20 protein-coding genes are annotated in these 23024 nt (G+C 68.3%); 6 read left to right on the forward strand and 14 right to left on the reverse strand.

The annotated features are described in order from the left end of the window. Positions 1–5: 5 nt before the first annotated feature. Positions 6–1715: an arginine--tRNA ligase gene (gene argS, locus AC07PA_RS17000; protein ID WP_007850376.1), complete on the reverse strand. Its 1710-nt coding sequence runs from the start codon at positions 1713–1715 to the stop codon at positions 6–8. 224 nt (positions 1716–1939) lie between these two features. On the opposite strand from argS, the gene AC07PA_RS17005 reads away from it, so the two are divergent. After that, positions 1940–2284 carry a PsiF family protein gene (locus AC07PA_RS17005; protein ID WP_108016466.1) on the forward strand — a complete coding sequence of 115 codons (345 nt, stop codon included), beginning with the start codon at positions 1940–1942 and terminating at the stop codon, positions 2282–2284. A 69-nt stretch (positions 2285–2353) separates the two neighbouring features. Here the strand turns inward: AC07PA_RS17005 and AC07PA_RS17010 are convergent, their stop codons facing one another. Further along, positions 2354–2800, reverse strand: a complete 447-nt coding sequence (locus AC07PA_RS17010) for a DUF2214 family protein (protein ID WP_494606746.1) — start codon at positions 2798–2800, stop codon at positions 2354–2356. Positions 2801–2987: 187 nt separating this feature from the next. Continuing rightward, positions 2988–4349: a dicarboxylate/amino acid:cation symporter gene (locus AC07PA_RS17015; protein ID WP_494606744.1), complete on the reverse strand. Its 1362-nt coding sequence runs from the start codon at positions 4347–4349 to the stop codon at positions 2988–2990. Positions 4350–4610: 261 nt separating this feature from the next. Between AC07PA_RS17015 and AC07PA_RS17020 the strand changes: the two genes are divergently transcribed. Next, entirely contained in the window at positions 4611–7277 is a 2667-nt protein-coding gene (locus AC07PA_RS17020; RefSeq protein WP_494606742.1) for a hybrid sensor histidine kinase/response regulator, read from the forward strand. Positions 7278–7286: 9 nt separating this feature from the next. On the opposite strand, the gene AC07PA_RS17025 is transcribed toward AC07PA_RS17020, so the two are convergent. Together AC07PA_RS17025 and AC07PA_RS17030 are read right to left on the reverse strand one after the other, a co-directional pair. After that, positions 7287–7925 (reverse strand): LuxR C-terminal-related transcriptional regulator, encoded by a 639-nt coding sequence (locus AC07PA_RS17025; protein ID WP_494606741.1) that lies wholly within the window; start codon positions 7923–7925, stop codon positions 7287–7289. Between the two features lie 53 nt (positions 7926–7978). Further along, positions 7979–8911, reverse strand: coding sequence for a LysR family transcriptional regulator (locus tag AC07PA_RS17030; RefSeq protein ID WP_007860802.1), 933 nt, complete (start codon positions 8909–8911; stop codon positions 7979–7981). Between the two features lie 169 nt (positions 8912–9080). Here AC07PA_RS17030 and AC07PA_RS17035 point away from each other — a divergent pair, with 169 nt between their 5' ends. Beyond that, positions 9081–11297: a malate synthase G gene (locus tag AC07PA_RS17035; protein WP_494606740.1), complete on the forward strand. Its 2217-nt coding sequence runs from the start codon at positions 9081–9083 to the stop codon at positions 11295–11297. A 58-nt stretch (positions 11298–11355) separates the two neighbouring features. Here AC07PA_RS17035 and AC07PA_RS17040 read toward each other — a convergent pair whose 3' ends face one another. The 5 genes from AC07PA_RS17040 to kynU form a co-directional block, all read right to left on the reverse strand. Beyond that, positions 11356–12471 (reverse strand): porin, encoded by a 1116-nt coding sequence (locus tag AC07PA_RS17040; protein ID WP_494606738.1) that lies wholly within the window; start codon positions 12469–12471, stop codon positions 11356–11358. Positions 12472–12656: 185 nt separating this feature from the next. Further along, positions 12657–13796, reverse strand: coding sequence for a branched-chain amino acid ABC transporter substrate-binding protein (locus AC07PA_RS17045; RefSeq protein WP_494606737.1), 1140 nt, complete (start codon positions 13794–13796; stop codon positions 12657–12659). 23 nt (positions 13797–13819) lie between these two features. After that, complete coding sequence (locus tag AC07PA_RS17050) at positions 13820–15484, reverse strand: LVIVD repeat-containing protein (RefSeq protein WP_494606735.1); 1665 nt, start codon at positions 15482–15484, stop codon at positions 13820–13822. A gap of 14 nt (positions 15485–15498) precedes the next feature. Continuing rightward, entirely contained in the window at positions 15499–16551 is a 1053-nt protein-coding gene (locus tag AC07PA_RS17055) for a porin (RefSeq protein WP_494606733.1), read from the reverse strand. Positions 16552–16598: 47 nt separating this feature from the next. Further along, positions 16599–17888, reverse strand: coding sequence for a kynureninase (gene kynU / locus AC07PA_RS17060; protein WP_494606730.1), 1290 nt, complete (start codon positions 17886–17888; stop codon positions 16599–16601). A gap of 106 nt (positions 17889–17994) precedes the next feature. Between kynU and AC07PA_RS17065 the strand changes: the two genes are divergently transcribed. Continuing rightward, positions 17995–18465 (forward strand): Lrp/AsnC family transcriptional regulator, encoded by a 471-nt coding sequence (locus tag AC07PA_RS17065; protein WP_007860817.1) that lies wholly within the window; start codon positions 17995–17997, stop codon positions 18463–18465. Positions 18466–18611: 146 nt separating this feature from the next. Here the strand turns inward: AC07PA_RS17065 and AC07PA_RS17070 are convergent, their stop codons facing one another. From AC07PA_RS17070 to AC07PA_RS17080, 3 genes are read right to left on the reverse strand one after another with little or no spacing between them, the layout of a single operon-like run. After that, on the reverse strand, positions 18612–19025 hold the full coding sequence (locus AC07PA_RS17070) for a RidA family protein (protein WP_494606728.1): 414 nt from the start codon (positions 19023–19025) through the stop codon (positions 18612–18614). Then, complete coding sequence (locus AC07PA_RS17075) at positions 19022–19930, reverse strand: dihydrodipicolinate synthase family protein (protein WP_494606726.1); 909 nt, start codon at positions 19928–19930, stop codon at positions 19022–19024. Before AC07PA_RS17075 ends, AC07PA_RS17070 begins: the two co-directional genes overlap by 4 nt. A gap of 41 nt (positions 19931–19971) precedes the next feature. Beyond that, positions 19972–20901 carry an alpha/beta hydrolase gene (locus AC07PA_RS17080; protein WP_494606725.1) on the reverse strand — a complete coding sequence of 310 codons (930 nt, stop codon included), beginning with the start codon at positions 20899–20901 and terminating at the stop codon, positions 19972–19974. Between the two features lie 94 nt (positions 20902–20995). On the opposite strand from AC07PA_RS17080, the gene AC07PA_RS17085 reads away from it, so the two are divergent. Together AC07PA_RS17085 and AC07PA_RS17090 are read left to right on the forward strand one after the other, a co-directional pair. After that, positions 20996–21409, forward strand: a complete 414-nt coding sequence (locus tag AC07PA_RS17085) for a VOC family protein (RefSeq protein ID WP_494606724.1) — start codon at positions 20996–20998, stop codon at positions 21407–21409. Positions 21410–21421: 12 nt separating this feature from the next. Beyond that, positions 21422–22348 (forward strand): 2-hydroxyacid dehydrogenase, encoded by a 927-nt coding sequence (locus tag AC07PA_RS17090; protein WP_007859653.1) that lies wholly within the window; start codon positions 21422–21424, stop codon positions 22346–22348. A 72-nt stretch (positions 22349–22420) separates the two neighbouring features. Here AC07PA_RS17090 and AC07PA_RS17095 read toward each other — a convergent pair whose 3' ends face one another. Then, positions 22421–22972 carry a VOC family protein gene (locus AC07PA_RS17095; RefSeq protein ID WP_007859652.1) on the reverse strand — a complete coding sequence of 184 codons (552 nt, stop codon included), beginning with the start codon at positions 22970–22972 and terminating at the stop codon, positions 22421–22423. Positions 22973–23024: the final 52 nt, after the last annotated feature.

Here is a 23024-nt window from a genome sequence, read left to right on the forward strand (position 1 = left end):
CTTGCTTACATTCGGGCCGGGGCCGATACGCCCAGCACAGCCAGGCCATTGTGCAGTACCTGCGCGGTGGCGGCGACGAGGGCCAGGCGCGCGCGCTTGACGGCTTCGTCGTCCACCAGGATGCGCTCGGCATCGTAATAGCTGTGGTAGCTGGCGGCCAGGTCGCGCAGATAGAACGTGACGTCGTGCGGCGCCTCGCCCTCGGCGGCGGCGGTGAGCATCTCGGGGTACTTGGCCAGTTGCAGCATCAGCGCCTGGGCCTGCGGGCCTTCGAGCGCCGACAGGTCCACGCCCTGCAGCGAGGCCACATCGCCGCCGCCCTGCTCGGCCCAGCCGCGCAGCACCGAGCAGATGCGCGCATGCGCGTACTGCACGTAGTACACCGGGTTGTCGTTGTTCTGCGCCACGGCCAGGTCCACGTCGAAGGTGTACTCCGTGTCGGGCTTGCGGCTGAGCAGGAAGAAACGCACCGCGTCCTTGCTGGTCCATTCGATCAGGTCGCGCAGGGTCACGTAGCTGCCCGCGCGCTTGCTGATCTTGACCTCTTCGCCGCCCTTGACCACGCGCACCATGGTGTGCAGCACGTAGTCGGGGTAGCCCTGGGGAATGCCCACTTCCGCCGCCTGCAGGCCGGCGCGCACGCGGGCGATGGTGCCGTGGTGGTCGGTGCCCTGGATGTTCACGACCTTGGTGTAGCCGCGCTCCCACTTGGCGATGTGGTAGGCCACGTCGGGCACGAAGTAGGTGTAGCTGCCGTCCTGCTTGCGCATGACCCGGTCCTTGTCGTCGCCGTAGTCCGTGCTCCTGAGCCACAGGGCGCCGTCCTGCTCGTAGGTCTTGCCATTGGCCACGAGCTTGCCCACCGTGGCATCCACGCGGCCGCTGGTGTACAGGCTCGACTCCAGGTAGTACTCGTCGAACTTCAGGTTGAAGGCCTGCAGGTCCTTGTCCTGCTCGTTGCGCAGGTAGGCCACGGCGAACTGGCGGATCGACTCCAGATCGTCCACGTCGCCGCTGGCGGTGTACGCGCGGTCGTCGGCCTTGACGGTCTTCTTCGCCAGAAAGTCGTTGGCGATGTCCTGAATGTAGTCGCCGTTGTAGAAGGCCTTGCTGGCCGGGTTCTCGGAATCCGTGGGCCAGCATTCGTCGCCGGGCTTGAAGCCCTTGGCGCGCAACTGGGTGCTGTGCGTGAGGGTCTGGATCTGCACGCCCGCGTCGTTGTAGTAGAACTCGCGGTGTACGCCCCAGCCTTGCGTGGCGAACAGGTTGCAGATGGCATCGCCGAGCGCTGCCTGGCGGCCATGGCCGACGTGCAGCGGCCCGGTGGGGTTGGCCGAGACGAACTCGACCAGCACCTTGGCACCGCGGTCGGGCTGGTAGCCGAAACGCTCGCCAGCGGACAGCACCTCGCGCACCACCTCCTGCTTGGCAGCGGATTTGAGGCGGATGTTCAGGAAGCCGGGGCCGGCGATCTCGATGGCATCCACCCAGCGCGTGAAGGCGGGCGTGGCCTCCAGCGCGGCCTTGAGCTGCTCGCCCAGCGCGCGCGGGTTGAGCTTGAGCGGCTTGGCCAGTTGCATGGCCGCCGTGCAGGCGAAGTCGCCGTGCGCAGCCACCTTGGGGGATTCGAACGCCGCCTTGGCGCCAGCGCCAGGGGAAAGGATGTCCAGCTCGGCCGCGAGCGCGGCCAGCAGATCGTGTTTGACAGAGAGCATCGGGGGATTTTACGGGGCCGGCCGCGAACGCCCTGGCGGGGTGTGTTGCCCACGCCACCAAATCCGGCCCTGGCAGGCCACCAAAGGCGCTGCGCCCGCGCAACAGATCGTAAAGAATTCTGGCAGCCTGCCCGGCATGTCAGCGCCGGTCGATGCCCGTACGTTGTAATCGGGCAATCCGATGCGGGTTGCATTGGATGCCCTTATCACCGGAGCACTACACCATGAAAAAGCTTCTCTCCCTGACGGCCCTGGGCCTGCTTCTCTCCCTGGGCGCAGCCCATGCTGCCGATGCCCCGGCCACCAAGGCTGCGGCGCCAGCGGCAGCCGCCGCGCCCGCGGCACCGGCAGCGTCTGCCGCAGCGCCCACCAAGCAGCAGACCAAGATGGCCACCTGCAACGCCGAGGCGGCCGACAAGAAGGGCGACGAGCGCAAGGCCTTCATGAAGACCTGCCTGTCCAACAAGCCCGCCACCCAGCAGGACAAGATGAAGACCTGCAACGCCGACGCCACCGGCAAGAAGGGCGACGAGCGCAAGGCCTTCATGAGCGAATGCCTCAAGAAATGATGCCCTGAGCGGGACGACCCGCCGGCCGAGACCAACCCGCCTGGCCTGCTGCCCGGCGGGTTTTCTTTTTTACCAGCCCCGGGCCCAGAATACTGCAATCACCGCGACGATGGGGATCACATGCGCCTGGACCATCACCAGGCGGCGCACGCGGGACACCTCGGCGGCGTCCGGCAGCTTGCCGTCGGCGCGCAGCTGGCGCAGCCAGCGGCGAAAGGCGATGGTCGGGAAGATGGAGACGATGGCGATGGCCACCACCAGGGTGATCTTGAGGTGGAACATGGGCTGCGAGATGTACCAGGACATGCCCTTGACGCCGAAGAACACGCGCGCGAGCCCCGTGGCCACCAGCACCATGGCCGATGCGGCGTAGATGGCATCCAGGCGCGCCAGGCGCTCCACCACCGCGGCGTTGAGCCATTCCACCCGGCACAGCGCGGCCTGGCTCGACAGGAACACCACCAGGGTCAGTATGGCCACCAGGTGCAGGGCGGCCAGTACGGCTTCGAGGGTCATCGCGGATCCTTTTTGGGTTGGTCGGTTTCGCGGCGATTGTGCGCGAGGAACGACCCGATCGAAGTAGGCGCCTTTCCTGACACTGCCCGGGGGCAGGCGGTTCATGCAGAAAAAAAGGTGCATGCCCTTGCAGGCATGCACCTTTTGTAGGCGGCGTGACGCCGCTGGGGCGCCGGCCCTTCGCCGGTCAGGCAGCGGGGCGCACCACGGCAGTCACGTCGGCAGGCACCACGGGTGCCGGGACAGCGACGGCGTCCGGCAAGGGGTGGCCGTCGAGGGCGGCATTCAGGCGCGTGTAGTCGAGCGCGTTTTCCCAGCGCGACACCACCACGGTGGCGACGGCATTGCCGATGAAGTTGGTCAGCGAGCGGCATTCGCTCATGAACCGGTCCACGCCCAGGATCAGCGCCATGCCGGCCACGGGCACTTCGGGCACCACGGCCAGGGTGGCGGCCAGGGTGATGAAGCCCGCGCCCGTCACGCCGGCTGCGCCCTTGGAGCTGAGCATGGCCACCAGCAGCAGGGCGACCTGGTGGCCCAGCGTGAGTTCGGTGTTGGTGGCCTGGGCGATGAACAACGCGGCCAGGGTCATGTAGATGTTGGTGCCGTCCAGGTTGAAGGAGTAGCCCGTGGGCACCACGAGGCCGACCACCGACTTGCTGCAACCGGCCTTTTCCATCTTTTCCATCAGCGAGGGCAGGGCCGACTCGGACGACGAGGTGCCCAGCACCAGCATCAGCTCGGCCTTGAGGTAGCGGCACAGCTTGAGCACCGAGAAGCCGCACAGGCGCGACACGAAGCCCAGCACCACCAGCACGAAGAGCAGCGAGGTGATGTAGAACGAGCCCACCAGCCAGGCCAGGTTCACGAGCGAGCCCAGGCCGAACTTGCCGATGGTGAAGGCCATGGCGCCGAAGGCACCCAGGGGCGCGGCCTTCATCACCAGGGCCACGACCTTGAACACGGGGCTGGTCAGGGCTTCGAGGAAGTTCTGCACCGGGCGGCCGGCCTCGCCGACCATGGCCAGGCCGATGCCGAAGAGCACGGCCACCAGCAGCACCTGCAGGATGTTGTCGCCCACGAAGGGGCTGACCAGGGTCTTGGGGATGATGTCCATGGCAAAGCCGGTGAGCGTCATCTCGTGCGACTTGGCCACGTAGGTCTTCACGGCCGTCTGGTCCAGGTCGGCCGGGTTGATGTTCATGCCCGCTCCGGGCTGCACCACGTTGGCCACCACCAGGCCGACGATGAGCGCCAGCGTGGAGAAGAACAAGAAGTACGCCATGGCCTTGCCGAAGACGCGGCCCACCGTGGAGAGCTGCGACATGCCCGCGATGCCGGTGACGATGGTCAAAAAGATCACCGGGGCGATGATCATCTTCACCAGCTTGATGAAGGCATCGCCCAGCGGCTTGAGCGCTTCGCCGTAGGCCGGCTCGAAATGGCCCAGCAGCACCCCCAGGACAATGGCGATCACCACCTGGAAGTACAGTTGGCGGTAGAAAGGCAAACGCACCGGTTGGGCGGCCTGGGCAGGGATGGCATGCATGGGGGACTCCAGAAGTCACGGGAACCGCACCAGCGGGGTGCGTCGAGGCTGCCGTTTGTACCGCTGCAAGCCGTTTCAGCAGATAGCTAATTGGTAGTAGTCGCTGGCGCCGCCATAGGGAGAGCACCCGCAAAACCTAGTGGAAATACTTAGCCCCGGAGAAGCTGCGGCACACTCCCAGGCGCACCGCACCGGTGCGTGCGGCCCTTCGCTCCCTGCCGATTGCGCACCGAAACCTGCCTGCGGAAACCCGCCCCTGCCATGCCCCTGCCCCACCGCCGCAAGTTCTGGACTGTGCTGATCCTGCTCGCCGGCATGGCAGCCAGCATGTTCGTGGCCGGGCAATGGGCCTGGCGGCATTCGCTCCACGAAGAGAGCGACAGCGTGCAGCGCCAGCTGGCCCTGTACGGGCAGACGCTGGGCCAGCGCATCGACCGCTACCGCACCCTGCCCGAGGTGCTGGCGCTGGATGCGCAGCTGTATGACGCGCTGAGCCGAGCGCGCAGCCCGGCCCAGGTGGAGCAGCTCAACCTCAAGCTGGAGCGCGCCAACGGCGCGAGCCAGTCCTCCACCCTGACACTGATCAACCGCGAGGGCCTGGCCGTGGCGGCCAGCAACTGGCGCAGCGCCACCAGCAACGTGGGCGTGGACTACAGCTTTCGCCCCTATGTGCAGCAGGCCCTGGCCCAGGGCAGCGGCAGCTTCTACGGCATCGGGGTGACGACAGGGGAGCCGGGCTATTTCCTGTCGCAGGCCATCCGCAACGACCAGGGCGAGCCGCTCGGCCTGGTGGTGATCAAGATCGCGCTGCAGGAGCTGGAGCGCGAATGGCTGCAGACCGAGGACATAGTGCTCGCGTCCGACGCGCACGGCGTGGTCTTCCTGGCCAGCCAGGATGCCTGGCGCTACCGGCTGCTGGAGCCCCTGGACGATGCCGAGCGCGGTGAGCTGGCCGCCACGCGCCAGTACTCCGACCAGCCGCTGCGCCCGCTGGACTACCGGGTGGACGACCACATGGACAACGGCGGCCGCCTGGTGCGCATGCAGACCGCCGACCTGCCCGGCGTGCCCGGCCACCTGCTGTGGCAGACCCAGCCCCTGCCCGGCACGCCGTGGCAGCTGCACCTGGTGCACGAGACCCACAGCAGCGTGGCCGACAGCCGCTGGGCGGCGGCGGCCGGCGGCGGCGGCTGGCTGGCGCTGGCCCTGCTGGTGTTGTTCGTGCGCCAGCGCCAGCGCCTGGCCTCGCTGCGCCAGCGCAGCCGCCAGGAGCTGGAGACCGTGCTGCAGCAGCACGCCCAGGAGTTACGCACCGCGCAGGACGGCATCGTGCAGGCCGCGCAGCAGGCCGACATGGGACTGTCCCGCAGCCTGGAGCACCTGCCGCAGGGCGTGGTCATCATCGACGCTGCCCTGAACCTCGTGGCCTGGAACTCGCGCTATGTGCAGCTGTTTCGCTACCCCGCCGACCTGATGCAGGTGGGCCGACCCATCGAGGACCTGCTGCGCCACAACGCACGGCGCGGCCTGCTGGGTCCCGGCCCGGTCGATGAATCCGTGGAGCGGCGCCTGTCGCACCTGCGCGGCGGCCTGCCCCACCTGCACGAAAGCGCCAAGGACGATGGCACCGTGCTGGAGATCCGTGGCACCCCCCTGCCCGAGGGAGGGTTCGTGACCAGCTATGCCGACATCACCAGCTACAAGAACGCTGCGCGCGAGCTGCGTTCGCTGGCCGATGCGCTGGAGCAGCGCGTGGCCGACCGCACGCGCGACCTGGACGCCGCCCGGCACGAGGCCGAGCAGGCCAACCGCTACAAGACCCGCTTCGTGGCGGCGGCCGTGCACGACCTGCTGCAGCCGCTGAACGCGGCGCGCATGTTCACCTCGCTGCTGCGCGGCCACCTGCACGACGATGCCGGCCGGCATGCGGCCGACAGCATCGATGGGGCCCTGGCCGCGCAGGACGCGATCCTCAACAGCCTGCTCGACATCTCGCGCATGGAATCCGGCCAGCTCGAGGTGCGCATCCACGACGTGGCCCTGGGCCCGCTGCTGCAGGTGCTGGCCCACAATTTCGGCGTGCTGGCCGAGAGTCAGGGCCTCACGCTCCATTGCGTGGCCACGCGCCAGGTGGTGCGCACCGACGAGAACCTGCTGCGCCGCATTCTGCAGAACTTCGTCTCCAACGCCATCCGCTACAGCCGGCACGGGCGCATCGTGGTGGGCTGCCGGCGCGTGGGCAGCGGCCATCTGCGCATCGAGGTGCACGACCAGGGGCCGGGTATCCCCGAGGCGCTGCAGCGCGAGATCTTCGAGGAGTTCCGCCGCCTGGACGAGGGCCGTGCCGACGACCGGGGCGCGGGCCTGGGCCTGGCCATCGTGGAGCGCCTGGGCCGCCTGCTAGGCCACCCGATCGGGCTGCGCTCGCAGCTCGGTCGCGGCAGCGTGTTCTGGGTGCTGGTGCCGCTGGGCGACCCGGCCTCTCTGCAACAGCAGATGGCCCCACCCGCCAGCGCCGCGCAGCAAGCGCCCGAGGACGCCCCGCTGCATGGCAGCAGCGCCTGGGTGATCGAGGACGACGGCCCGACCTGCGCCGCCACCCGGGCCCTGCTGGAGCGCTGGGGGTGCCAGGTAGCGCTGGCCGGCGGTGCGGGCGAGGCGCTGGCACGGGCCCAACCCGGCCAGGCGCCGCAGTTGGTGCTGCTGGACGTGCACCTGGAAGGCGGCCACCTGGGCCCCGAGGTCTATGCCACGCTGTGCCAGCGCTGGGGCCAGGCCCCCGCGGTGATCCTGGTCACCGCCGAGCGCGATGCCACGCTGCGCCGCCAGGCGGCCGAACGCGGCTGGGGCTTCCTCGCCAAGCCGGTGCGCGCGCCTGCGCTGCGGGCGCTGGTGAGCCAGACCTTGCTGCGCCTGCGGGAGCGATGAGGCCCCGCTTCAGGCAGCGTCCTCGGTCTCCAGGCTCTTGACCAGCACGGCCGCCTGGGTGCGGCTGTGGCAGGCGAGCTTTTTCAGGATGGCCGTGACATGCACCTTGACGGTGTTCTCGGCCAGGCCCAGTTCGCCCGCGATCTGCTTGTTGAGCAGGCCGTCGGCCAGGCACAGCAGCACGCGGAACTGCTGGGGCGTGAGCTGTGCCAGGCGGGCAGCCAGCTCGGCATCGGCTTCGGAGCGCTCGGCCGCCATCGGTGGAAACCAGCTGTCACCGGCCAGCACGGCCTCGATGGCCCCGCCCATGGCCTCGGCCGGAGCGGACTTGGGGATGAAGCCCACGGCACCGAACTGCTGGGCCCGGCGGATGACACGCGGGTGGTCGTTGGACGAGATGATCACCACCGGCAGTTGCGGGTACTCGCCCCGCACATGCAACAGGGCCGAGAAGCCATGTGCGCCGGGCATGCTCAGGTCCAGCAGCACCAGCTCGACCTCGGGATGCTCCTGCAGCACGCTGCCCAGCGTGGCGGCGCTGGCAGCCTCCAGCGTGCGGAACTGGGGCAGGCGCTCGCGCAGCACATGCAGCACGGCAGTGCGGAACAGGGGGTGGTCGTCGGCGACCAGGAGCGTGGGCTCGGACATGGGATGTGCAGTCTGCCATGGCCGGGGCCGGGCATCCAGGCGCAAGACCCTGGTCAGGGGGCCGGCATCCCGCGCCAGAAGGCGGGCTGGGCGTAGTGGTGCTTGAGGAAGTCGATCCACAGCCGCACGCGCAACGGCATGTGCTTGCGCTGCGGAAAGACCACGTAGATGCCATTGGGCGGGGCGGCGAATTCTTCCAGCACCTCGACCAGGCGGCCGGCGGCGATCTCGGCCTCCACCTCCCAGGTGCTGCGCCAGGCAATGCCGTAGCCAGCCAGGCACCAGTCGTGCAGCACCTGCCCGTCGGAGCAGTCGAGCGGCCCGCCGGGCTTGAGGTGCACGACCTCGGTACCGCCGCCCTCGACCGGCATGCGAAAGGCCCAGCCGCGCGTCTGCGAGGCTTCGCTCGACAGGGTCAGGCAGTCGTGCGAGGGCAGCTCGCCCGGGTGGCGCGGCGCCGGGTGGTGCTTGAGGTAGCCGGGCGTGGCCACGCACAGGCGCCGGTTGTCGGCAATGCGCACGCTGACCAGGGACGAGTCCGGCAGGTCGCCCACGCGCACGGCGCAGTCGAAGCCCTCGCCAGCCAGGTCCACCACGCGGTCGCTGAGGTTCAGCGAGATCGTCACGTCCGGGTGCTCGGCACGAAAGCGCGGCACCAGCGGCGCCACGTGGCGCCGGCCAAAGCCGGCCGGCGCCGTGATGCGCAGGTGCCCCGTGGCTTTGACGCCGCCCTCGGACACGCTGGCCTCGGCATTGGCCACATCGGACAGCAGGCGCTGGCAGTCTTCCAGGAAGGCGCTGCCCTCGTGCGTGAGGCTGATGCGCCGCGTGGTGCGCACCAGGAGCTTGACGCCCAGGTGCTCCTCGAGCGCATCGAGCCGCCGGCCCATGATGGCCGGTGCCACGCCCTCGGCCTTGGCAGCGGCGGTGAGGCTGCCGCGCGTGGCAACCGAGACGAAGGATTCAAAGGCCTTGAGCTTGTCCATGGCGTGGATCCGGAAGGTGAGCAGGCGAGGCGTCGCTCGATTTGTGCGAAAAAGTCATTGGTTTCCAGCTTTTGAGCATATTTATATCGACAAACATTTGCAATACAGTGTGCCCATGGCCTGCAATGGCAGGCGCCGCTTTTTTCACATCCAACGCCCAAGGCACTCCATGACCGACCGCACTTCCATCCACGGCCTGCAAGTGGCCACCTCCCTGTTCCGCTTCGTCGAAGACAAGGTGCTGCCCGGCACCGGTGTGGACAGCGCCGCGTTCTGGAAGGGCTTCGACGCCATCGTCGCCGACCTGGCACCGCGCAACATCGCCCTGCTGGCCGAGCGCGACCGCCTGCAGACGGAACTGGACACCTGGCACCAGGCCAACCCCGGCCCCATCACGGACATGGTGGCCTACCGCGGCTTCCTGGAAAAGATCGGCTACCTGGTGCCCCAGCCCACCGACGTGCAGGCCACCACCGCCAACGTGGACGACGAGCTGGCCACCCAGGCCGGCCCGCAGCTGGTGGTGCCCATCCTGAACGCCCGCTATGCGCTCAACGCCGCCAATGCGCGCTGGGGCAGCCTGTACGACGCCCTGTACGGCACCGATGCCATCCCCGAGACCGATGGCGCCGACAAGGGCAAGGGCTACAACCCGGTGCGCGGCGCCAAGGTGATCGCGTTCGCGCGCCAGGTGCTGGACGACACGGCGCCCCTGGCCAGCGGCTCGCACAAGGATTCGACCGGCTACCGCATCGAAGGCGGCCAGTTGGTGGTGGCGCTGGCCAACGGCAGCAGCACGGGCCTCAAGGACCCATCGCAGTTCAAGGGCTACCAGGGTGATGCCGCAGCCCCGTCGTCGGTGCTGCTGCAACACAACGGCCTGCACCTCGACATCCAGATCAACCGCGCCACCCCCATCGGCCAGAGCGACGCCGCCGGCGTGAGCGACCTGGTGCTGGAAGCGGCCCTGTCCACCATCCTCGACCTCGAAGACTCCGTCGCCGCCGTGGACGCCGAGGACAAGGTGCTCGGTTACAGCAACTGGCTGGGCATCATCCAGGCCACGCTGACCGAGCAGGTCGCCAAGGGCGGCAAGACCATCACGCGCGGCCTGAATGCCGACCGCGTGTACACGGCCCCCGATGGCAAAGCCGGGGGCGTGCGCCTGCATGGCCGCTCGCTGATGTTCCTGCGCAATGTGGGCCACCTGATGACCAACCCGGCCATCCTGTACACCGACGCCCAGGGCAAGGAGCGCGAGATCCCCGAGGGCATCATGGACGCCGTGGTGACCACCACCATCGCCCTGCACGACTTGCAAGGCCACGGTGCCAATGGCATCCGCAACTCCCGCAAGGGCAGCGTCTATATCGTCAAGCCCAAGATGCACGGCCCCGCCGAAGTGGGCTTTGCCAGCGACCTGTTCGGCCGCGTGGAGCAGTTGCTGGGCCTGCCCACCGACACCGTGAAGCTGGGCATCATGGACGAGGAGCGCCGCACCAGCGTGAACCTCAAGGCCTGCATCGCCGCCGCGGCGAGTCGCGTGGCCTTCATCAACACCGGCTTCCTGGACCGCACGGGCGACGAAATGCACACCGCCATGCTGGCCGGCCCCATGATCCGCAAGGGCGACATGAAGACCAGCGCCTGGATCCAGTCGTACGAGAAGAACAACGTGCTCGTGGGCCTGTCCTGCGGCCTGCGCGGCAAGGCGCAGATCGGCAAGGGCATGTGGGCCATGCCCGACCTGATGGCCGAGATGCTCAAGCAAAAGATCGCCCACCCCAAGGCCGGCGCCAACACCGCCTGGGTGCCCAGCCCTACCGGCGCCACGCTGCACGCGCTGCACTACCATCAGGTCAACGTGAGCGAGATCCAGATCGGCCTGGAAAAGACCGACGTGAACGCCGAGCGCGACAACCTGCTGACCGGCCTGCTCACCGTGCCCGTGACCGCCACGCCCAACTGGACCGATGCCGAGAAGCAGCAGGAACTGGACAACAACGCCCAGGGCATCCTGGGCTACGTGGTGCGCTGGGTGGACCAGGGCGTGGGCTGCTCCAAGGTGCCCGACATCCACAACGTGGGCCTGATGGAAGACCGTGCCACCTTGCGCATCAGCAGCCAGCACATGGCCAACTGGCTGCGCCACGGCGTGGTGACCGAAGCCCAGGTCAAGGAGACCTTCGAGCGCATGGCCGCCGTGGTGGACGGCCAGAACGCCGGTGACCCGCTGTACCAGCCCATGGCCGGCCACTTCGGCACCAGCATGGCTTACCAGGCCGCTTGCGACCTGGTCTTCAAGGGCATGGCCCAGCCCAGCGGCTACACCGAGCCGCTGCTGCACGCCTGGCGCCTGAAGCTCAAGGCCGCTGCAGCTGCCTGAGCCCAGTCACCAGCCCACTACGACGGCACCTTCGGGTGCCGTTTTTTCTGGCCGCTACTCAGAAGCGGTGGGTGATGCCAATACCCACGCCCGAAGGGTCCTGCCCAGGCTTGAGGCCGCCGATGCCGTTGGCCGACAGGTTGTAGGCCGCCGTCGCGCCATTGGCGATGCGCGTGTAGGCCGCCCACAGGTCCGTGCGCTTGGACAGGCGGTAGGTGTAGCCCAGCGAGATCTGGCGGGCGCCCGAGTCGCGGCCCGGGAGGCCGATGCCGCCCACGGCGCTGCTGGCATTGCCCCGCGCCGCCTGGGCCTGCACGTAGGACAGCGCCAGTTCCTGCCAGTCGTCGAGCTGGTGGGTCACGGCGACCTGCCATGCGCTGCGCCGCAGGGACTGGCCGGGTGCGGGCTCGTAGCGCAACTGCTCCCAGCTGCCACGCAGCCGGGTCCGTCCCAAGGTGTAAGCCAGTGCCAGGCGGTGGGCATCGTCGCGGCTGTGGGCGCCGAAGTAGGCACGGTGCAGCTCGTAGCCCCAGGCCGCATAGAGCGGGCCGTCCCGGTAGCTGAGCAGGCCGCTGACCATGTCCGGGGAGGACTGGTCGGTCTTCTCCTCCGGCATGGCATAGGCCAGCCGCAGCGACCAGGCCCCCATGGCCGGTGACCAGTACTGCAGCAGATTGGGCTGGCGCCGGTCGAACGAGGCCGGTGACTGGCCGTTGGCCGCGGTCGCGAAGCCGTTGCCCATGATGGAGTTGGAGGCGAAGATGCCGGCCGTGAAGGGGTCGATGGCATACACCGAGGTGAACCGCAGCGGCGCCTCCCATTGCCCCAGCACCAGCTCGCCGGCCGGGGTCGAGAGCCCCACCGCCGTGTTGCGCCCGTTGAACGGCCCGTCCCCGGTGTCCACGCGGACATTGCCCTCGAACTGGGCCCAGGCGGCCATCCCGCCCCCCAGGTCCTCCCGGGCCCGGAAGCCCAGCACCGACAGGTTGTTGGACAGGCGGCTGGCGCGCAGGGCCGCAGCCCCCGCGGTGCCCGATGCGCGCACCTGCTCCACATCGACCTTGAGAAAGCCATAGAGGCTGACCCGGGCGGCATCCGCCGGCTGGGCCAGCGCGGCAAGCGGCAGGGCGGCGCAGCCCGCCAAGGTCAGTACCCGGTGCATGGAAGAGTTCATAGAGATCCTCGTGGTTGGTGATTTCTTCACAATGAATACATGAACATGTTTAGGTATACCAAAAACACCAATCGCGAGCAATGGAGAATCCACTCCCTACGCATTGCGCCCGTCACGCGCCCAAAAAAAAGCCTCCATGCCGCAGGGCATGGAGGCAAGCCTTGGTCGCTCGCTGGCCGCGGCGTTCAGCGCACCACGCCGATGGCCTCGCGCTGGCCGGCCTTGTAGGTGTACAGGGTCAGCGCGCCGCCCTGCAGGTCGCCCTTGGCGTCGAAGCTGATGCTGCCCGTCACGCCCTGGTAGCCCTTGGTCTGCGCCAGCACCGGCAGGTACTTGGCAGGCTCGTAGGAGCCGGCCTTGACCATGGCGGCCACGATCACGCCGACCGCGTCGTACGAGTACGGGGCGTAGACCTGCACCTCGCTCCGGGTGGTCGCCTTGAAGCGCGCGCGGAAGTCGTCCATGCCTTTCTTCTGCGCGCCCTCCACGCCACCGGCTTCGGCGCAGACCACCTGGCCGTCGGCCATGTCGCCCGCGGCGAGCTTGGGCAGCTCGGCCGTGCAGACGCCATCGCCCCCGACGAACCGGGCCTGGATGCCCAGCTGCTTCATCTGCCGCAGCATGGGGCCGGCCACCGAATCCATGCCGCCGAAGAAGATCACATCGGGCTTCTTCGCCTTGAGGCTGGTGAGGATGGCCATGAAATCCGCCGCCTTGTCGGTGGTGAACTCATGGCCCACGATGGCGCCGCCCGCGCTCTTGGCGCCCTTCTCGAACTCGGCGGCCACGCCCTGGCCGTAGGCCGTGCGGTCGTCGATGACGGCAATGCTCTTGCCCTTGAGCACGTTCACCGCGTACTTGCCCAGCGTTCCGCCCAGGTGCACGTCGTCGGCCACCACCCGGAAGGTGGTCTTGTAGCCCTGGCGCGTGTACTTGGGGTTGGTGGCCGAGGGCGAGATCTGCGCGATGCCCGCATCGCTGTAGATCTTGGACGCAGGGATGGTCGTGCCCGAATTGAGGTGGCCGACCACGGCGTGCACCTTGGCATCGACGAGCTTCTGTGCGGCCGCCGTGCCCTGGCGCGGGTCGCCCGCATCGTCCTCGCCCTGCAGTTCGAGCCTGACCTTCTTGCCGCCGATGACCACGCCCTTGGCGTTGAGTTCATCGATGGCCATGCGCGCGCCCAGCTCGTTGTCCTTGCCCAGGTGGGCGATGGGACCGCTGGTGGGGCCCACGTGGCCGATGCGCACGACGTCCTGCGCGCAGGCGCCGGCACCCAGCAGCGCGAGGGTGGCACCGATCATCCAATGTTGGCTGTATGGCATCAATCTTCCTTCTTCTTGCAGATTCACAGGCCGGACTTGGGAGCCCCGAGGAGCGGCGACGACACGGCATAAGCGCCGTGGTTGGTGAAGACCCAGATCAGGTTGCGGTCCCACTCGATGAACACGCCGTGCGTCTGGTCACCGAAGTGCTGGTTGACCTTGGGGTCGACGGTCGGGGGAACGAAGTAGCCAGCGATCTTCGGCTGCGCCGGGTTGCTCACGTCGAAGATCTGCGCGCCCGCGTTGTAGAAGGCGTAGACCAGGTACTTGCCGCTCGGCGTTCCCGGCTGGTGCCAGTAGCCGCTGCGCTTGGGGCCAAAACTGCCACGGCGCTGGCAGTAGTCGGTGAAGGGCGCGCCCTGGGGTGGCGTGGGGCGCGGCAGGGTCGCCAGGATGCGCGGCTTGGTCGGGTCCTTCACGTCGATCGCATAGATGTCCTTGTAGGGCTCGTAGCAGTCCTCGTTGAGCGGGTAGCCGCTGAAGTAGACGATGCCGGTCTTCTCCACCTGGCTCACGTCGACGTTGTCGCCTTCGGTGCCCGCCTGGCTGACGGGCATGTCCAGGTGGCCCACACGTTTCATCGCGCCGGGGTTGGATACGTCGATCACATGGAAGCCCATGCCGCCCATGGCCGCATAGCCGTACTTGCCCCCCTTTTCGGGATCGCGCGGGATGAACAGCGGCATGCGCGCACCCATCCACGCGGTCTTCTTGCCGACCCGCGGGTTCTTGCGGTATTCCTCTTCTTCGCCGGTGCGCGCACCCGGCACCCACCAGGTCGACAAGCGCTGCGGCTTGCGCGGATCGCTCAGGTCGAAGGCCATCTGCGCCGGGTTGTACAGGAAGTTGGCGTACTCCTGGTTGGCAAAGCTGTCGTCGGGTGCGCCCGAGACGAACAGGTACTTGCCGCCCCAGTACACCGGAACGTCGCCGCAGCCGGAGCCCTGCTGCGGAAACTGGTCGGCCACGGCCTTGCTGTCCAGCGGCAGCTCGGAGAGCTTCTTCCATTGCGCCGGGTCGGGGCTGCCCACCTCGAACACGCGGAAGCCGCGCAGGATGGGCTGCTGGCGGATGGTGTCGACCTTGGCCTTCTGCTCGGGCTTGTACTTGTTCTCCAGGACGCCAAAACGCGTGACTTCATAGCACTGCACGGCGACATGCTTACCCAGCTTTTCATTGAACTGGATGGTGAGCGGGCCGAAGGGATGCTCGTTGCTGCCCCAGGCCCACTTCTTCTCGGCCACCTTCTTCGCAGCGCGCGGGTCGGTGATGTCGAACACCTTGTAGAACGACTTCTCGTGGATCACCATGTAGCGCCGGCCCTCCATGTCCACCGTGGTCTGCCACGAGTGGTAGGGGCTGCCCAGCATGTCGGGGTAGCGTGCCTCGACCTTGGTGTTGTGCACGTAGCTGTTCTGGTCCAGGTAGTCCAGGCTGCCCTTGAAGGGGTGCGTACCGCCGATGCCCGGGGTTTCGGCCGGGTGGCGGAAGGCGCCGCTGGCGTCCATGCCATAGCTGCTGGCGGCGGGCCGCGCCGGTTCGCCGGGCGTGCCCTTGGCCTCTTCGCGCTCTTCCTTGACGGGGAGCCGCGCGGCGCCCTCGGGCGGTGGCACGATGGTCTGGGCCAGTGCGGGCGCGGCCAGGCCGGCGCTCAGCAGGCAGGCCAGGAAGGTGGTGGTGGGTTTCATGGTGGTTGGCTCCTTCAGAACTTGTGGCGCATGCCGATCTGCACGCCGCGCGGGTTTTCGTTGGACAGGGGGGTTGCGTGGTTGAAGCTCACCGGGAAACGCAGCTCCGAGTCGCGCGCGTGGTGCACCGCGCCGACGATCGTGTACAGGTCGGTGCGCTTGGACAGGCCATGCAGGTAGCCGGCGACCCAGCTCGTGGCGTCCGACAGCGCCGCGTTCGGCCGGTCGTTCTTGCGCACCACGCTGGCGAACACGCGCTGGAGCGCATTGAATTCGTAGCGCAGGCCCAGCTGGACGTCGTTGCCCTTGGAGGCAAAGCCGACATAGGGCGGATAGGCGTAGTAGCCGTTGTAGCGGTGGTAGAGGAAGGTCAGGTCCAGCGGCCCCATGGAGTAGACCCCGCCCAGGTAGTGGTCGCTGGAGTGGCGCATCCGCTCGGGACTGTCCAGGTCGCGGCGGTACTGGCGGTCGACGGCGGCCATCAGGTACAGGTCCTTGTTCCAGTAGTCGATGGCGATGCTCGTGGCCTTGGCGTCCTTGCTGCCGTCCTCGCGGCCGAAGGTGGTGCCGATGCGCGCCTGCAGGTTGGCCACGCGCGGCGAGGTGTAGAAGATCCCGTTGCTTTCGCGCCAGGGTGCGAAGTACAGCAGCGTGTTGCTGATGGGGCTGTAGTCGCCCGAGAAGGTCGGGTCGATGTAGCCGTACATCTCGGCCGAGGGCAGGTCGCGCCGGCCCGCGCTGACCTCGCCCCACTCCTTGCTGCCCAAGGCGACATAGGTGTGGCGCGGCGACCCGGCCTGGCCGGAGTCCGCGCGGAAGGTCAGCTCGTGCACGGCGGTGGCCTTGAGCCCGCCGCCCAGGTCCTCCACGGACTTGAACTGCAGGCGCGAGGTGTTCAGCCCCCCCGATACCAGGCTGCGCTGGGTACCCCCGCCGGACTTGGCGATCTCGTAGTTCAGATCGACGAAGCCGGACAGCGTCACCTGCGCGAGCGCAAGCGTTGGTGCAATGGCCCATGCCGCGACAGCGGCCGGCACACAGCGTTGGATGAAGGTTGTTCGATTCACGTTCTTTGTCTCCTCTTTTATGGTGGTAATGGTCTGCAGGACGGGAATCAGGTGACGGCCTTGCGGGCCGTGAACTCTGGCTTGCGCCAGTCGCCTTCGGCCATGACGCTCTTGAGCGCGGCGACGGCGTTCCACACGTCGCAATGGCCCAGGTACAGCGCGGCAAAGCCGAAGCGCAGGATGTCGGGTGCGCGGAAATCACCGACAACGCCCCGCGCGATCAGCGCCTGCACGATGGCGTAGCCCTCTGGGTGCGTCAGCGAGACCTGGCTGCCCCGCAGCGCGGGATCGCGCGGCGTGGCCAGGCCGAAGCCGTGGGCGCCCAGCTCCTGGTCCACCAGGGCGATGAACAGCCCGGTCAGTGCCACGCTCTTGGCGCGCAGGGCCTGCATGTCCACACCGTCGAAGGCGGTGAGCGCGGCCTCCAGCGCAATCAGGCCGAGCTGCGGCGCCGTGCCAACGAGCATGCGGTCGATGCCAGGCGCGGGCTCGTAGCCGTGGGTGAATGCGAAGGGCCGCGCGTGGCCGTGCCAGCCCGTGAGCGGCTGGCGCAGCCCCTCCTGGTGGCGCCGGGCCACGAAGGCGAACGACGGAGCCCCGGGCCCGCCATTGAGGTACTTGTAACCGCAGCCCACGGCGAAATCGACCTGGCAATCGTTGAGCGCACAGGGCATGGCGCCCGCGGTGTGGGCCAGGTCCCAGACCACGAGCGCGCCCACCTCGTGCGCGCGCCGCGTCACGGCGGCCATGTCGTAGGCCTGGCCGCTCTTGTAGTTGACATGCGTGAGCGCGAGCACGGCCACGTCCTCGTTCAGCGCGGCCAGCACCTCCTCGGGTTCCACGGCGCGGAACTGCGTGCCGGTGATTTCGGCCACGCCCTGGGCCACGTAGGCGTCCGTGGGGAAGTTGCCGCGCTCGCCCAGCATGAGGCTGCGCCCCGGCCGCATGCGCAGCGCCGCCACGAGCAGCTTGAACAGGTTGACCGAGGTGGAGTCGGCCACGATGACTTCATTGTCCTCGGCCCCCACGAGCCGGGCGATGCGCGCACCCACGCGCTGGGGCGCCGGGTACCAGTCGGCGTCGTTCCAGGAGCGGATCAGCCCGGTGGCCCACTCTTGCTCGATGGCCCGGTGCATGCGCGCCGGCACCGCGCGCGGCATCGCGCCCAGGGAGTTTCCGTCCAGGTAGATGACGCCCTCGGGCAGCTGGAATCGCTGGCGCACCGGGGCCAGGGGGTCGGCGGCGTCACGTGCCAGGCAATCCTCCCAGGAGATGGGAGCGGCGCTCTGGACATGAACTGCTACATCTGGAATACCAGAATTGATTTTTGTATTCATGAAACGTAGTCTATGCCGTGACTGCCGAAATTTCTTTGCAATCGCGCCCCCGTTTCAGGGGGTACAGGTCTAGATATTCCCGCCATCCACCCTTTCAGGAAACACCATGCCCATTGCCCTCGACGCCACCGACCGACTGCTGCTCAATGCCCTGCAGGGTGACGCGCGGCTCACCTCCTCCGAGCTGGCCGAACGCGCCCATCTCTCCCAGTCGCCCTGCTGGCGGCGCGTGAAGCGGCTGGAGGACATGGGGCTGATCAGCGGCTACAGCGCCAGGCTGGACCGGCGCGCCCTGGGCTGGGGCGTGATGGCCTTTGCGACCATCACCATCGACAGCCAGGACGAGGCGCTGTCGCTGGCCTTCGAGGCCACCGTGCGCGACATCCCCGAGGTGGTGATGTGCCACGGGGTCTCGGGCCCCGAAGACTTCGTGCTGGTGGTTGTCGCCCAGGACCTGGATGCCTACTCGGCACTGATGCAGCACAGGCTGCGGCGCCTGCCCGGCGTCAAGCATGTGCGCACGAGCTTTTCCCTGCAGGAAGTGAAGGCCTTGCAGGGGATGCCGGTTCCGGCATGACGCGAGGCACCCCCTGAGTCGCTTCGCGCCTTCCCCCTCTCTCGAACCGCTGCGCGGTTCGGGAGGGGGACGCTCCCAGCGCGGCGGGGCGGCCCTTGCGCGGGAGCGCTGGCGTGTGCCACGCCAGTTGCCTACACCGTGGGCGACTACTCGCTGCGCGCCCTGGGGATGCAGGCTACGGCCTTGATTTCGACCACCATGTCCGGGTGCGGCAGGGCGCGCACGACCACGGTGGTGCGCGTGGGGGCGTCGCCAGGAAAGAACTCCCCATAGGCGGCGTTGAAGGTGGCGAAGTCCTCGGCGCGCACCAGGAAGGCCTGCATGTCCACGCAGTCGGCCAGGCCTGCCCCACCCGCTTCCTGCACCAGCGCGTCGATGGTCTGCAGCACGCGGCGGGTCTGTGCGGCCACGTCGTGGCGCACCGCGTCGCCCTCGCGCAGGACACCGTCGATCTCGCCCCCCGGCAGGCGTGCGCTGACGCCGGCGACGAACACCAGGTCACCGGCCCGCCGCCAGCGCGCATAGGCACCCAGGGGGCGCGGCAGGGTGGGCGCCGTCATGGGCGCTCCATGCGAAAGCCGGCCTGGGCGAGTTGCGTGCACAGGCCTTCGGCCCAGGCCGCCTCGGCCGGCACGAACGGCGGGCGCACATGGCGCCAGGCGCTGTCCTCGAACTCCCGGGCCACCACTTCCTTGAGCGCGGGGATCATGGGGTGGGCCTGGAACAGGCTGCGCACCACCTTGAGTTGTGCTTGCAGGGCCCCGAAACGGGGGGTCCCCCAGGCCTGCAGCGCCCGCGCGATGGCACCCGGCTGCACGTTGGCGGTGGCGGAGATGCAGCCCGCAGCCCCCAGCGGCAAGGCCTTTTCGAGCAGCGCCTCCGACGCGGGAAAGACCTCGAACCCCGGGAATTCGCGCAGCACGCGCTCGGTGTTGGCCCAGTCACCCGAACTGTCCTTGATGCCGGCCACGGTACCGGGGTAGGCCTTGAGGAGCCGCTCGATCAGCGCGCAGGAGATGGGGACACCCGTGAACTGGGGGATATGGTAGAGGTAGAGCCTCAGGTGCTCCGACCCCACGGCTTCGATCACCTGCGCATAGTGGGCAAACAACCCGTCATCGGTCGCGGGCTTGAAGTAGAAGGGCGGCAGCACCAGCGCACCGGCGCAGCCCAGCTCGACAGCCCGCCGGGTCAGGGCCACGGTCTCGGGCACCGAACACAAGCCGGTGCCGGGCACCATGGCACCGGCCGGAATGCCGGCATCGACCAGCGCCTCCAGCAACTCGATCTTTTCGGAAAGGCCCAGCGAATTGGCCTCGCTGTTGGTGCCGAACACGGCCAGCCCGGCACCCTGCGCCACCAGCCAGCGGCAGTACGCGATGAACGCTGGCCGGTTAACGGACAGGTCGGCATGGAAGGGGGTGAGTGCCGGAGCGAGGACCTTGAGGGGGCGGGTGCTTTGCATGGTGTCGGTGCGCAAGGGAGTGGAGAAGGGGTCGGGGCGTGTCAGCGCGCTGCGCGCATGAAGTCGAGCAGCTGCGGACCCAGGGTTTCTTCGCCGCTGTTGAAGTGGGCGACGATGGAGGTGTGGTTGTGCCGCGGCATGAAGGCGAAGCGCGTGGGCGCCGTGCGCCCGCTGGCCAGGGCGCGGGCATGGAACTCCTGGCCGTAGCGGTCGAGGTGGGTGTTCTCGTACTGCGCCACGGCGATGAACAGGGCCACATTGCTCTGGCCCGCGTGGCTGGCGGGCGAGCGCTGCTCGTACAGCGCGGCATCCTCGCCGAAGTAGGCGCGCACCCCATCGGCATTGGGGTTGTCCGGCAGCACGTCGGCGCGCAGCCGTGCGCTGACGAGCATGGCCCCCGCTGTGTCGGCCGGGGTGAGGCGCTCTGCCAGCGCCGGGTCGAACAGTGCGCTGGCCACATGCGATCCCCCGGCCGAATGGCCCATGAGGAAGACGCGCGCCGGATCGCCGCCAAACCGCCCGATGTGGGCCCGCACCCAGCGGGCGGCGGCCGCCACGTCGGCGGCGCCGCCAGGGTATGCGGTCTGCGGGGCCAGCCGGTATTCCACATTCACCGCCACGCAGCCCTGGCGCGCGAACCAGTAGGCCACGTTGTCGTAGATGGCGCCGTTGGCACTCTTGCTGCCACGGATGAAGGCCCCGCCATGGAAGAAGACCAGCACGTCGCGCCCCCCCCCGGCCCATTCGCCACGGCTGTACACGTCGAGCACCTGGCGCGGCGCTGTGCCGTAGGGCAGGTCGCGGGCCACTTCGATGCCGCGGTTGTCGGCCTGCAGGACCAGGGGCGTATAGGCACGCACCACCAGGTCACGGTGCCGGTTGATGTCCTCGGCCCAGCGGGGCCCGATGCCGTCGAGCAAGGCCTGGTCCTGCGCGCTGAGCGAGCCCAGGGGCTGCGATGCGTTGTTCATGCAGAAAATTATACACATTGATGTTTTGGTATACCAGACAAACTTGAATTCACTATACTTTCCATGTCGATATACACAACAGGAGAAATTCACCATGGAAAGACTCAGGCACATCGCCCTGTCGGTCAGCGACCCCGAGGCCGCGGCCCAGTTCTTCGAGCAGGCTTTCGGCATGACCCGCGCCGGCCGCGCCATGCGCGGCTGGTACATGACCGATGGCGTGATGAACGTGGCCTTGCTGAACTTCAAGGACGAGGCGGTTCCCGGCTACGAGAAGCTCAAGGACGTGCGGGGCTTGATCCACTTCGGCATGTGGGTGGACAACCTCGAAGAGGCCGAGAGGCGCGTGGTCGCCGCAGGCGGCAGCTACCTCACGGGCCGCAAGGAAACCGACCCCAACGTGTTCTACGAGGTGAAGTACCGCACGCCCGACGGCATCGTGTTCGACATCACCGAGTCCGGCTGGAAGGGGGCGGTCAAAGAGGTGGCGCCCGCCGCCGCGGGCTGAGCGGGGCGCACAGTGCAGCGCTTGCACATACTGGCGCTCATCCCGCTGCCCGCGGCCACGCGGGCAGCCCTGGCCAGCACCTACACCTTGCACGACGGCATGGACACCCACTCCGTGCCCTGGGATGACATCGCAGCGGTGGTGACCAACGGCACCACGGGCCTGTCCGCCGAGCAGCTGGAGCGGCTGCCCGCGCTGCGCATCGTCTGCGCCTTCGGCGCGGGCTACGAGGCGGTGGACCTGGGCGCGGCCGCACGGCGCGGCGTCGTGGTGGCCAATGCCCCGGGTGCCAACGACGAGACGGTGGCCGACCATGCGCTGGGCTTTCTGCTCGCCCTCAGCCGTGGCTACGGCGCGCTCACCGCGGCCATGCGCGCGGGCGGCTGGTGCGGCCTGCGGGCGGCGCGCCCGACGCTCCACGGCGCCACGCTCGGCATCATCGGCATGGGGCGCATCGGGCAGGCCATCGCCCTGCGCGCGCTCGGCTTCGGCATGCAGGTGCGCTACTGCACGCGCAGCCCGCGCAACGGCTTGCCTTACCGCCACGAGCCCAGTCTGCTCGCGCTCGCAGGCGCGAGCGACTACCTGGTGGCCGCCTGCCCGGGCGGCGCATCCACCCACCACATCGTGGATGGCCCGGTGCTGGCAGCCCTGGGCCCCGAGGGCTTCTTCGTGAACGTGGCGCGGGGTTCAGTGGTCGATACCGAAGCCCTGGTGCAGGCCTTGCGGACCGGCGGCATTGCCGGCGCAGGCCTGGATGTGTTCGAGTACGAGCCCGAGGTTCCTGCGGCGCTGCGCGCACTCGACAATGTGCTGCTCACGCCGCACCTGGCAGGGCGCTCGCCAGCCTCCCAGGCGGCACAGACGGCGGCGCTGCTCGCCAGCCTGGCGGATTGTTTTGCGGGACGCGAGCCCGCCACGGCCATCCCCCCGCGCTGACGCGGCTTGCAGGACGAAAGGCGGTGCCCCGCTGGAGCACCGCCTCTTTCCCCTGTGGCGATCCCGGGCCGCTCAGGAGCCCTTGTTTCCCCCGGTCTTGGACGCCAGCAGATGCGGTGGCGGCGGCACGACGAAGCGTTCGAGGCGGTACTGGTCGAAACTCTCCAGGTTGCGCTCCCAGACCTCGGCCTGGTGCCCGGCATCCTGCGGGATCTGGGTCATGTCGCAGTAGACCTCGACGTTGTTGCCATCGGGGTCCTTGAACACCAGGAAGAGGTTGTTGCCGGGTCCGTGGCGGCCGATGCCGCGCACGATCTCCACGCCGTGCGCCTGCAGCACCCGGACCGAGCGCTCCATCTCCTCCAGGCTGTCGATGAGGTAGGAGAAATGCTCCAGGCCCGGCCGCGAGTAGCGCGGCAGGTCGTTCAGGTCCGGCGAGTCGGCGGGCAGTTGCGCGAGCGCGAGGTCATGGTGGTCCGTTCCCGCGCGCAGAAAGACCATGTTCTCGCCGATCCAGTCCGAGACCTCGAGGCCCAGCACCTCGGTATAGAACCTGGCCGACTTGTGGATGTCGCGCACCATGAGCACGATGTGCCCGAGGCGGCGGGGTTTGAGTTTTTCCATGGCGAACTCCGTTGCGTTTGAATCTTGCTTGCGGCGCGGCGCATCCCGGCAT

Source organism: Acidovorax sp. GW821-FHT09B03 (assembly GCF_059418305.1).